This window comes from Ignavibacteriales bacterium, from assembly GCA_016214905.1.
Classification (GTDB): domain Bacteria; phylum Bacteroidota; class Ignavibacteria; order UBA10030; family SZUA-254; genus PNNN01.
Genome location: JACRMQ010000006.1, coordinates 192303 through 205178 on the forward strand (window position 1 = coordinate 192303; position 12876 = coordinate 205178).

The 12876-nt window shown below is 41.1% G+C and carries 10 protein-coding genes; 6 read left to right on the forward strand and 4 right to left on the reverse strand.

Annotated elements, in window-relative coordinates:
* Window positions 1-21: 21 nt before the first annotated feature.
* Genes HZB59_04685 through HZB59_04695 form a run of 3 tightly spaced genes read left to right on the forward strand, consistent with a single transcriptional unit; the run spans window position 22 to window position 1496 of the window.
* Window positions 22-567 carry an RNA polymerase sigma factor gene (locus HZB59_04685; protein ID MBI5020710.1) on the forward strand — a complete coding sequence of 182 codons (546 nt, stop codon included), beginning with the start codon at window positions 22-24 and terminating at the stop codon, window positions 565-567.
* A 2-nt stretch (window positions 568-569) separates the two neighbouring features.
* On the forward strand, window positions 570-1082 hold the full coding sequence (locus HZB59_04690) for a zf-HC2 domain-containing protein (protein MBI5020711.1): 513 nt from the start codon (window positions 570-572) through the stop codon (window positions 1080-1082).
* Between the two features lie 24 nt (window positions 1083-1106).
* A complete protein-coding gene (locus HZB59_04695; protein ID MBI5020712.1) occupies window positions 1107-1496 on the forward strand; it encodes an energy transducer TonB in 390 nt (129 codons plus the stop codon).
* Window positions 1497-1631: 135 nt separating this feature from the next.
* Here HZB59_04695 and HZB59_04700 read toward each other — a convergent pair whose 3' ends face one another.
* The 4 genes from HZB59_04700 to HZB59_04715 form a co-directional block, all read right to left on the reverse strand.
* Window positions 1632-2390, reverse strand: a complete 759-nt coding sequence (locus HZB59_04700) for a TSUP family transporter (GenBank protein ID MBI5020713.1) — start codon at window positions 2388-2390, stop codon at window positions 1632-1634.
* 53 nt (window positions 2391-2443) lie between these two features.
* A complete protein-coding gene (locus HZB59_04705) occupies window positions 2444-4102 on the reverse strand; it encodes a hypothetical protein (GenBank protein MBI5020714.1) in 1659 nt (552 codons plus the stop codon).
* A 36-nt stretch (window positions 4103-4138) separates the two neighbouring features.
* Complete coding sequence (locus HZB59_04710; protein MBI5020715.1) at window positions 4139-4594, reverse strand: hypothetical protein; 456 nt, start codon at window positions 4592-4594, stop codon at window positions 4139-4141.
* 306 nt (window positions 4595-4900) lie between these two features.
* Window positions 4901-5425, reverse strand: coding sequence for a hypothetical protein (locus tag HZB59_04715; protein ID MBI5020716.1), 525 nt, complete (start codon window positions 5423-5425; stop codon window positions 4901-4903).
* Between the two features lie 102 nt (window positions 5426-5527).
* Between HZB59_04715 and HZB59_04720 the strand changes: the two genes are divergently transcribed.
* From HZB59_04720 to HZB59_04730, 3 genes are all read left to right on the forward strand, one after another.
* Window positions 5528-6898 (forward strand): MFS transporter, encoded by a 1371-nt coding sequence (locus tag HZB59_04720; protein ID MBI5020717.1) that lies wholly within the window; start codon window positions 5528-5530, stop codon window positions 6896-6898.
* A 228-nt stretch (window positions 6899-7126) separates the two neighbouring features.
* A complete protein-coding gene (locus HZB59_04725) occupies window positions 7127-9400 on the forward strand; it encodes an MBL fold metallo-hydrolase (GenBank protein MBI5020718.1) in 2274 nt (757 codons plus the stop codon).
* A 207-nt stretch (window positions 9401-9607) separates the two neighbouring features.
* Window positions 9608-12793, forward strand: coding sequence for a S8 family serine peptidase (locus HZB59_04730; protein MBI5020719.1), 3186 nt, complete (start codon window positions 9608-9610; stop codon window positions 12791-12793).
* The last annotated feature ends 83 nt before the right edge of the window (window positions 12794-12876 follow it).

Genomic DNA, 12876 nt, shown 5'->3' on the forward strand with positions numbered 1-12876 from the left:
AATTACCATGGACCTAAATAGATGATGATTTCGGATGCCATACTTGTGAAATCATTCTGCGATGGGAATGATCTTGCATTCGTGAATTTGTATAACCGCTACAAACATCCCATTTATGTTTTTTGTTTTAAAATGTTGGACGACGGCAATGCCGCTGAAGATTTAGTCCAAAATATCTTTTTTAAGCTTTATGCGAGAAAGAATCAGATCAACCAGCCGGAGAGGTTGAAACAGTGGTTGTATGCTGTCGCACGCAATGAATGTCTGTCTTACATTGAAAAATTTAAAAGAACATCCCCGTTTGATCCTGAGAACGAAATTGATTCCGGCATATCCTTGCATGGTCAGTACGATAGTGAGGAAGAAGTAGGTCTACTTTCAAAAGCTATTGAGCAACTCACGCAGGAATATAAAGAGGTACTTCTGTTAAGATTGTATAATGATTTATCATATAAAGAGATTGCGGAGATACTCGATTTAAAGGAAACCGTTGTGAAGTCACGTTTGTTCGAAGCGAGGAAAAAGTTGTATAAAATATTGAAACCGATTTTTGAAGAAAGAGTATAAAAATGGAATGTGATCGTTATCGAGAACTAGCAAATTTATTTTTAGACGGCTCACTTGATACCCATATACAGATAGAATTGTTCAAGCACATTACCGGTTGCAGTGAATGCCAGTCATACATAGATATAATGACAAAAATGAATACAATCAAGGAACGCGAGGAAATAAAGTATCCTTCGGCTATCGATGATAAATTATTTCAGAGATTAGCGGAACATCGAGTACAGTCATCGAAAAGAAAATTATCAGAGTCAGGCTTGTTCAATTTCTTTAAAAAGAAAGTTGTACTCTCGTTGCCACTTGCTGCGGCAATAATTATTATTGCAATTTTGGGTGGAATATATTTCGGTACTTCACTTAATAAATCCACAAATGAAAATATGGTTCTCACTCTTCAGCAACGGCAAGCAGTTCAACCATCAACGGTTATCTTTTTTTATGAATTACCCCCGGTTGAAGTTATCGGGAAACCTGTTTTAAAGAATGCAAGATACAATCCAAATTATCAACAATAATCAGATGAAAGGAATAGGTTAATCATGTTTAGAATAGCTTTTTTATTAATTTTGTTCGCATCAATAGCGAATGCGGATATATTAAATAGTTTGCAGAAAGCAGACGATAAAATGCAAGGAACTGAACCGGCACCGGTTGTAATTAAACGCGTCAATCCTGATTATCCGGACAGTGCCAGAATATCCGGAATAGAGGGTATGGTTTATCTTCAGGTCTTTATAGGTGAAAAAGGATTCGTGAAAGAGGTTAAAGTTCAGAAGAATGATAGCGGTTCAGAATTGCTTGAAATTGCCGCGATGAAAGCTGCGCTAGACTGGCAATTCGAGCCGGTTATTAAGGATGGCAAAGCTGTTGGGGTTTATGTAACTCTCCCATTCAATTTTAAACTCTCTAAGGAAGGGAAGAAAAAATAGCAGGTTAGCTTAAATAGGGAACTATCGAAAAATGGGGTAGGCATCTGCTAAGAAATTATCAGGTGCTTACCCCTTTTTATTTCGTAATGGAGAAACTGCAATTGAAAATAATTATCTGATTGGATGAGAGTAAGATTAAAAATAATTTTGATATAATAACTTGAGTGTAGTCAGAATAACAATTGTAATGAATACCGGCCGGATTAATTTTGCACCTTTCCTGATTACTAAATGTGCACCGATGATAGATCCAATAATTTGTCCCGCGCCCATAACAAATGATATTAGGAACCAGACATTACCACCTATGAGGAACATAATGACCGATACGATATTGCTCGTAAAATTCATCAGCTTCGTGAAACCGGTTGCTTTCCTCAAATTAAATCCGAGCAGAATGACAAAAGCAAAAGCCCAGAACGATCCCACTCCCGGGCCAAAGAATCCGTCATAAAATCCGAAAATCAATCCGAAGAAAAAGAAGAAACTATTCTTGGGAAGTTTTGCCTCACCATCTTTATCGCTGAACTTCGGCGTTACAAAAGTATATATTGCAATCACCAGCAACAACCATGGAATGAGATGTCCGAGGATATCTGATGCGATTTGCTGCACGAGCCACGCACCCAGAACCGTTCCGATTGCAGTAAAAATAACTCCAATCAATCCATCGCGGATGCTGACGATATTATGTTTCCGATAATACATCGTTGAAGTGAAACTGCCGAAACTCGATTGGAATTTATTCGTTCCAAGCGCGGCATGGGGTGGAAGTCCGATACCCAGCAAGACGGGAAGTGTCAGTAAGCCACCACCGCCTGCGATGGAGTCAACTAATCCGGCGGTGAGACCGGTAGCAAATAAAAGTGGTAAAAACCAAATAGATTCAAGCATTAGAGTTTATGATAAAAATTGCCACGACAATTCATGTCGGCGTTTTAACCCATTCATTTCTCAGCCAAAGGGTAATGTGGCGCTATGTCGACGGGAACATCGGTTAATTTATCTAAAATCTTTTGCATCGATGGATTCATGACTGCGTACTTATCCAGCATTGCTTTAGCTTTGTCGTAACTACCCTCAGCTTGAATTGTCATAATCTCACCGGTCAATTTCTTCATCCCATCCTTTATCTTTTCGAAGTTAACACTAAACTTGTTCGTCTTTTCATCGAACTTGAAAGCTCCTTCATCAAGAAGATAATTGAACTGCAATGCCATTCCTTTGCCGTGCGCTTCTTTGATCCCGAATCGAATTGAACGGAATGCACCTGCGAGATATGTCGCATACATCTTTTTCTCAAATGATTTTTCTATCTCGCCTTTTTCGATAAGATATTGTAACATGAATAATCCCGAAATGTCGGCCTTGGCTTCTTCAAATGCGGAATTTAGTTCTTTCAACATTTGTCGTACTGTGGTTTGTTTGCCATCGACAGTAATATTCTGTGGACCGAGTCCGTGCATCAACTCATGCGCAAGTATGTGTGTGAAGAACTGCTCGAATGAAATAAGCTTTTGCTGTTCTTTATCCATTGCGACTTTAGAAATGGGTATCAATGCTTTTTTGAATTTTGCCTCCTGGACATTTTTCAACATCACCCGCTTGCTGCCTTTTTCTGCCGTAACTTTTTCATCGTTTGGAAGATTAAATGCTGCTGTCTGCACACCGGCTCTGCACTCACCGCCTGTTACAACCAAATCCACTACACGGATAGGAGAAGACTCGCCCAATTTCGGATTGCGATACTTTGGATCGATTGGAAGATTGTTCTCGATTTCCTGAAGGTATGAAGAAAATTTCGCAAGCTTCTTTGTCTCAACATCGTTGCGTAAAGTGATGAAAGCTTCGAATGCCGCTTTGTAGTTGAACATTTCATCCATATAAACTTCGTAAGGTCCAATTGTCGGTTCGATAGGACTATCCAATTCCATCCACGCTACATCACTGTCATAATAATCATTGCTCAGGAATGCATCGGCACGTTTGGTGAGGAAATTTTTCAATGTTGCGTTATCAGTTAGCTCAGCCGCTTCACGTAAAAGTTTTGCAGCAGGTGCGAGTAAATCTTTATACTCTTCGTTATATGGAACGGTTTTGAATTTACCATCCTCTTCGTTGTGGATAGTGTAGAAGAAGCCGGTTGCTTTGCTTTTCTCAGATTCGGGTAAAGTAGCAAGCCATTTCTCGAATTCATCTTTCTTCATACTCTCAGGGTAATAATTCGCTCCGGGTGGTCGTGGATTCGGTACTCCTTCTATGAATGGTTCCTGATGATCGATGCCTGACCACGGACTCATGTTGATGAGAAAGTAGCGTAAGCGTTCAGCCCTTCCGGAAGATTTATCTGCGCGCAATTTATGGAGCAGATCTGTATTTCCGCTCCATACTTGTCGAAGATAAAGTGAATCCATAATCTTGGCGGCTGAAATTAATTTTGCCAGCGCCTTTCGATCACCCTTTGATAGTTTTGATATATCTCCTTTGATTTCCGTAGGAGCGAAACGTTTGATTTTTTCTTTGAGTGTCATAGATTTTTGTTGTGCTATTGATTGAATCGATAAAATGAAGAAGCACATAAGTATATATTTGATTAATGTTTTCATAGTTACCTCATAAAATGATTTTGTATCTACTAAGAATTATAAACGACCCCCTCTTGCAGGAGGCAGTGATTGGAATTCAGGACTCAATACGGCAATTTCTACTATTAATCTTCCCAATTCATCTAATTTTGTTTGATATTCATTATTCGAATCAAAGCCACCCCAAGATGCAAACTTTTCGATACCATTATATTCAACTCTGATTGATTGTAAATTTCCAATGCTGATTTTATCAGGTTGGTCAAAAAATCCTATCGTCTTTAATTTTTCTAAGACAGCTTCTTTTGATGAAGCTGACATTGAATACAACGTTTTAATATTACCATCCTTCACTAAATCTTTAACGAGATAACCATTAAATGTATTGACTTGAATACTTCCGGATACATAATGAAAATCGAACGAAGTATAGTAATTGGTTCGACTTGATGAACAACCGCAGAGAACAACAAGTTGGAAAATAAGAAAAAACTGTAAGCTAATAGTTTTCATTTTTCTTACCTTATTTTTTGATAACATTTCAAGTATATTATAAAGAAGTGTGATAACCTGCTCTCCCTGTCTCGGCAGTGAATTTTCCATCGCTGAGGAACAGAGAGCGCGGAGTTTCTTTAAAATAGGGGATAGGAGGGGAAAAAGCAAACGAGCATAAGATGTGATTTTTCAAGTAGGTACTCAACTCCCGCCCAAACCCTCCCCCTTCTCTAATTTTAGAGAAGGGGGAGGGCAGGGAGAGGGATGAGTTTGATATTTGATTGTGTTACTATAGACTGGATCGATATAGCGATGTTTTACTAACTAACGATCATAACCTAGATATAATCCGACACCCACGAAACCATGAAATAATACAATCTTATTCCATTTAACGAGCATCCCAAAGACACTCGGTGCAATTTTCCACCTTAACTCTAAACCAATTTTAAATCCTGATTGATGTGATATCTCTTGCCGGGTTTGATAGGCATAACCGCCGATTGCATCGAATCTGAATTGACTTCCCGAAACAGTATGTCGAACTAATAAATTATAATCAAGATAACTTTTCCTGCCACCACCGAAATCACCCGAAGACAAATATTCAATTCCTAATCGTGTCCCAAGCGATGAATTGTTTTTTCCGGTAAACTTTAAAAAATCAATATCAACGGATCCTCCATAATCATAGGCAAGGAGAATAATCGAACCGTCGACTTGAATGCTCTTAAGTGATGGAGCAAACTCGAAATGTGCTTTTTCTCTACTGCTGTCGGGTTGTTGTGCAATACTGAGAGCAGTAAAGTAAAGTAAGATGATACTTAGTGAGATAAATTTATGTTTCATTCTCTATTACTCCTGATTGCATAATTTAGAGAAAAAATTAAGTATTCCTAATTAATTAAATTATTTTTGGCACATATCAACATTTTTCATATTTTAGATCTTATGCACGAATCAAGCAATAAAAAAATCGCGTTGATCATTTCAACTCTTTCTTCCTTCCTGACGCCGTTTATGCTGTCTGCTTTGAATATAGCGCTTCCGTCGATTGGGAAGGAATTTGGATTAAATACTATTGAGCTTGGATGGATTGCAACTTCGTATATTTTGTCTGCCTCAATATTCCTGATCCCTTTTGGCAAATTAGCCGACATGATTGGAAGGAAAAAAATCTTCCTCTACGGAATGTTGATATATGGATTGATTTCACTCCTCATAGTTTTTTCTTTCAGCGGTACAATGCTGATAATCTTTCGCGCCATACAGGGTGTTGGCGCGGCAATGATTTTTGGAACCGGCATGGCGATTTTAATTTCTGTAACACCACCGACGGAGAGAGGGAAAGTTTTAGGAATAAACGTTGCCTCGGTTTATCTCGGTCTATCACTTGGTCCGTTTGTCGGGGGATTTCTTACTCAACATATCGGCTGGCAAAGCATTTTTTATTTAAATTTTATAACGAGCATCATTGTCGTTATTCTTGGAGCCACTAAACTTCACGGCGAATGGGCAGAAGAAGCAAAAGGAAAATTTGATTTGTGGGGAGGTGTTTTCTTCAGCGTGACAATGTTCCTGCTGATGTTCGGTTTTTCCAGAATTCCACAATCAGTTGGAGTGATATCTGTTTGTGCCGGAGTTATTTCTCTCACAGTTTTTATCTTTTGGGAAATGCAAGCTGATAATCCAATTTTACCGATCAGATTGTTCACACAGAATACCGTTTTTGCTTATTCCAATCTTGCCGCTCTAATCAACTACAGCGCTACATCCGCTATTACATTTCTTTTGAGTCTGTATCTTCAATCTGTAAAAGGTCTGTCTCCGCAGATGGCAGGTCTGGTACTTGTTGCTCAACCGATTTTGATGGCTGTTCTATCACCTGTGGCGGGAAGGATGTCTGATAGATACGAACCACGTATCATGGCTTCACTCGGGATGGGATTAACAGTTATTGGACTTCTTATTTTCAGTCTGCTGGAGGCAGATTCATCGATATTGTTCATAATCATGAATTTATCTCTCCTCGGGGTCGGGTTCGGATTATTTTCGTCACCGAACCAAAATGCAGCCATGACATCTGTGTCGAAAGAAGTTTACGGCATCGCCTCTGCAACGCTTGGAACAATGCGACTCACCGGACAGATGTTAAGTATGGGAATTGTGATGCTTATAATTTCTGTCGGTGTCGGCAGAGTTCAAATCACACCTGAGTATTATCCTCAGTTCACATCAAGTTTAAAAATTATATTTGCAGTCTTTGCCGCGATCTGTGTGGGCGGAATTTTTGCCTCGCTGGCAAGAGGGAAGGTGAGATAAAAGTTCTTTTTATTCAATAATTTTTAAGAAAAAGTATTGACATCGATTGTTAAAATCTTTATATTCTAACTGTTTAAAAAATCATTCTACCTATTGAACGAAGTTCGACTTAAACTTCGGAGGCATTATTCATACCGCGCTGATTTCGGTGTGATTAAATCTTATTCTCTTGTCCGCATGAATATCCAACCTAAATCACCACATCAAAAATCATTACATGAGGTTCTCATGAAATATTTTTTATTTGTTGTACTATTCATTTTCCTGTTCACATTTTCTTTATTGGCGCAGGAATTAACAATCTACCATCTAAATGTCGGTCAGGCAGATGCAACATTGATTAAATCTCCCACCGGCGTTACGATGCTAATAGACGGAGGTAATACAGGTAACGGTACAGGAATTATTTTACCATACCTCTCATCGCTCGGTATCACCTCTCTGAACTATGTGGTTTGCTCACATTATCACGCCGATCATCTTGGCGGGCTTGATGAAGTTATAAACGGCTTGGGCGCCGCTAATATTGGAACTGTTTATGATAGGGGAAGTGATGCACCATTGCCAACAACGGTTGCTTTTACCGATTATGTTACTGCGGCTACGGCAGCAGGAAGAGTTAAAGTCACACTTGGTCAAACGGTTGACCTCGGCGGTGGAGTTACAATGCAGTGCCTAGCTACCGACGGCGAGGTTTATAATTACGGAGTTGTACCTAATTCAACCGGAAGTGAGAACGATTTAAGTGTCGGATGGAAATTGAATTATGGTTCATTCCAGTATTTCACAGGCGGCGATTTAGGTGGAGAAGTATCCACATATGCCGATAACGAAACCCCTCTTGCTCCACAGGTAGGGAATGTCGATGCTTTTAAAATCAACCATCATGGAAGTCAGTATAGCACAAATCAGGTTTTCGTTAATACATTACAAGCGGAGGTTGGAATTATTTCGGTGGGAACAAACACATATGGCCATCCAACGCAGGAGGTTATTAATCGTCTTGATGTTGCAAATTGCTACATCTATCAAACTGCAACCGGTTCAGGTGGAACAATACCGGCTGGCGCAGGAGTTGTGGCAAACAATCATGTCATATTGAGAACTTCCGGGACAAGTTATACTGTATCTTATGGAACAACTACTCACAACTATACCGGTGATGGTGGTGCACCTGATGTAACACCTCCAGTGATCTCTGCCGTAACAGCGTCTTCAATTACATCATCAAGTGCGGTTATCACATGGACGACTGACGAAGCCTCAAACTCAGTGGTAGAATATGGTCTCACGACTTCTTATGGTTCTACAGTTACAAATGCAACAATGGTTACAAGTCATAGCGTATCACTCAGTGGATTAACTGCAAGCACGTTATACCACTATCGAGTGAAGTCAACGGATGCGGCAAACAATACAGCAACATCAACCGACTATACATTTACAACCTCAGCACCAGTTCCAGTCTCTACACTTATTGAATCATTTTCAGACGGTAACTTCACCACAAATCCGACCTGGGGTGGAAACACAACTGCGTTTCAAGTTGTCACAAGTAGTGATGTGGGAGCCGGAGCAACAAATTCATACACACTGCGATTGAATTATACAACCGCATCAGCCGGCACCAGATATCTCAGGACTCAACGAACAGCTTCATGGGGTACTTCGCAATCTTGGTCATTCTGGATTGGTCGAAGAGCGCAAGCAGCTACAACTGCAAACCAAAGCATAGTATGGCTGTGGGCTAACGGTACAAATTTAACGGCATCCACTATTGACGGTTACAGAATTAAATTTGGAGATGACACAGGAGACGATAACATTGTACTCCAGAGTGTAACTAATAATGTTGCAACCGATATTATCACTTCGTCTGGAACTGTTCTCAATGGCTTAACAGATATAGGATTTATGGTGCGTGTTACGCGTACTAGCGGTTCGGTGTGGACGTTATATACTTCAACATTGCCGACTACAATCGGAAGTGGAGCAATTGCGACAGACGTGCCGACTGCTGCCAATACATCAATCAACCAAGGCAGTGTGACAAACTCGACTTATACGAACTTTGCTAATGGATACTTCGGTTTCGTGGCGGTACATTCATCCGGCGCTAGTGCTCGAATCGCAGCTGAATTCGATCAGCTATATTTCGATACAACCAGCACATCGCCTCTCGGCAAATCGGCATTTAGTCCAGAGTTTGCTTACGCTCCATCAACATTCAGATTAAATCAAAATTATCCGAATCCTTTTAATCCGTCTACAACACTCAGTTTCGATTTAGCTGAGGATGCAGTAGTAACATTAAAAGTATATGATGTTATCGGACGTGAAGTTGGGGTTATTGTGAATAACGAAGACCGTTCTGCCGGAACACATCAAATGCGTTTTGATGGTTCAACGCTCGCAAGCGGTGTTTATTATTGCAAACTGAATGCTTCAACCATAACAGGGAAATCGTTCGCGGATACAAAGCGATTGGTGCTTCTGAAGTAAAAATCATCTGGATTATATCTGAAGGGTAAGCAATCCTGCTTGCCCTTCTCTGATTTTTGAAAATGATTTTAACATAGATTTGTGATAGACAAGACATTTTTTCTTCTTTTGAAAAAATTCTCTTGACAAGTCCGATTTATTTGTATATCATAAATATATTTCTTAATCCACAATCATCATTCATTTAACTTATAGGAGTATGTCCGCATGTACAAATCGTTGATCACTATATTCGTTCTACTGGGTATGATCAGCTTCGCCATATCTGGTAATATTCGTCCGGGGACGGACCAGACATCAAAGAAAGGTTATCGACCGGGTGTTCTGGTAGTGAAGTATAAGAGCTCCACGCCGATCAATAACATAAAGTCCCAGAAAAATTCTAAGACGGTTTCTGCGACAGGCATCAGTTCGCTTGATCTTATCCATAAACAAGCGAATGTTATTTCAATCAGCAAGGATGAATTATACCAACCGAAAGATAAAAACCTTGCTAAAAATCTCGGTATTGATCGTACTTATATTCTCAAGGTACCGGAAACCACCGACATTGAAGCTCTGGCGCGAACGTATGCAGCCGATGCGAACGTTGAATCTGCAAATCCGGATTGGGAAGTATATCCACAAGTAATTCCAAACGATCCGAACTATTCAAAACAATGGGGACATAACAACACCGCTCAAATGCCCAGCTACAATTGGAGCACAAATCTGCACAACGGACCATTAGTTGGTACGGTTGGCTTTGATGCAAACGCAGAAGCCGCATGGGATAACTCTCAGGGATATGGCAGTTCATCAGTCGTTATTGCCATTATCGACGGTGGTGTGGAATGGGCACATCCTGACCTCGCAGCAAACATTTGGACAAACCCTGGTGAAAGCGGAGGCGGCAAGGAAACAAATGGAATAGACGACGACGGTAACGGTAAGATTGACGATTACCACGGTTGGGATTTCGGAGTTGGTGATAATAATCCTAACGATGATGCTTCAGGTGCAGGTCACGGCACATGCTGTGCGGGTGTTGCGGCTGCCGTTGTAAATAACAGTGTTGGAGTAGCCGGTATAGCAGGAGGAAGTAAAATATTACCTTGTAAAGTTGCAAACGCAGCTGGTACAATGTATTTCTCTGCAATCAGTAGCGCAATTACCTACGCCGCTGATATAGGCGCAGACGTGATAAGTATGAGTTTAGGTGGTACATCATCTGACGCGGCAACACAAACAGCTTGTACCTATGCATGGAATAAAGGTACAGTTGTTCTTGCTGCAACAGGAAATGAAAATAAATCAACAATCAGCTATCCGGCAGCAATGACAAACGTAATCGGTGTGGGTGCTGCCTCAAATTGCGGTGACAGAAAACGCAGCAGCAACCTCTCCACTGAAGTTAATTTGGGTGTATCAACCGATCCAAACGGTTACACCTGCGACGGTGAAAGATGGTGGGGATCAAACTACGGCGTAACAACCAAAGATGCCGCCACAGCAGTTGACGTTATCGCTCCGACAATTCTACCGACAACAGATCGCGTTGGTGCGAATGGTTATGATGCAACTGATTATGATTTATATTTTAACGGGACATCATGCTCAACACCATATGCAGCAGGTGTTTGTGCGTTGATAATTTCAAAGAATCCAACTTGGACAGCAACACAAGTACGCGATCAACTCTGCAGCACCGCAATTGATATCTCTAACGTTGAATCGGGTGCAGGTTGGGATAGATATACAGGTTATGGTGAAGTTGATGCAGCAGCAGCAACCGCAGGTGCAGCAGGACCATCTGTCACAGTCACATCGCCGAACGGTGCCGAAAATTGGATTACAAATTCTGTCCACAACATTACATGGACATTCACAGGCACAATCGCTAATGTAATGATCGAGTATACAACAGATGGTACAACTTACTCCACCGTTGTTGCAACTACTCCTAACACAGGAACATATTCATGGACAGTGCCGAACACACCATCCACCACTTCCAAAGTCCGTGTCTCTGATGTTACAAATTCTGCAACGAACGATGTCAGCAACGCTAACTTTACCATCAGCGTTCCCGATGTCATTCCACCCTTAATCTCGAATGTTCAAGCAATCAACATCTCATCTAACAGCGCGACAATAACCTGGACGACAGACGAATCATCCAATTCAGTGGTGAATTACGGATTGACAACAGGATACGGCAGTTCTGCATCAAATGCTACAATGGTAACAGCGCACAGTGTTACATTGACAGCACTCAGCATGAACACAACGTATCACTATGCCGTTAGTTCTACCGATGCATCAAACAACACAGCAACTTCGGTTGATTACACATTCACCACAACGAACTCGATGGCGCCGATTGAAACATTTGCCGATGGCAACTTCACAGCAAATCCGGTATGGGCAGGTTCAACAACGTCATTCCAGGTTGTTGCGAACAGCGATGCCGGTGCAGGTGCTACAGGTTCAAATACACTACGGTTGAGTGCTGCCGCGGCAGGCACATTCTATCTCAGAACTCAACGAACCGCGTCATGGGGAACAGAACAATCGTGGTCGTTCTGGATGGGCAGACGTGCTCAAGCTGCTACTTCCACAAACTATAGCGTCGTTTGGTTGTGGGCTAATGAAGCAACTTTAACATCGACAACGGTTGATGGATATAGAATTTTATTCGGCGATAATAGCGGCGGTGATAACCTGTTTCTGCAAAGGGTAACGAACGGAGTTGCAACAACAATCTTAACATCAACAGGAACTGTGACAAATGGAATCACTGATTACGGTTTCCTGGTGAGAGTTACTCGCACAACCGGTTCTGTTTGGAATATCTATACTTCCATTTTACCAACTGCTAGTGGTACTGGTGTGGTTGCTTCTACTCAACCTACAGCGGCAAACACAACGGTTAATCAGGGAAGCGTGACAAATTCAACTTATACCGTATTTACGAACGGATACTTTGGATTTGGCGCCACTGCTTCTTCAGGTTCCAGCGCGCGGCAAGCGGCTGAATTCGATCAGCTTTACTTCGATGTCAGTGCCACCTCGCCACTGAGCAAAGCGGCTGTAAGTGCGCCTGTTGTTACTGAATCGAATGTTAATCCAACGGAATTCAAGTTGAATCAAAATTACCCGAATCCTTTTAATCCGTCTACAACACTCAGTTTCGATTTAGCTGAGGATGCAGTTGTAACGTTAAAAGTATATGATGTTATCGGGCAGGAGATTGCGGTTCTCATGAATAACGAAGACCGTTCTGCCGGTACACATCAAATCAGGTTTGATGCATCGTCACTTTCAAGTGGTGTTTACTATTGTAAGTTGAATGCCTCAACCGTGACAGGTAAATCGTTTGCCGATACGAAACGACTGATGCTTGTGAAGTAAGAAATATTTCTTAATTAAACTTGAAGGGCGAACAGTAATGTTCGCCCTTTTTTATTTTATATAAAAACCCACGCGGCACTTTC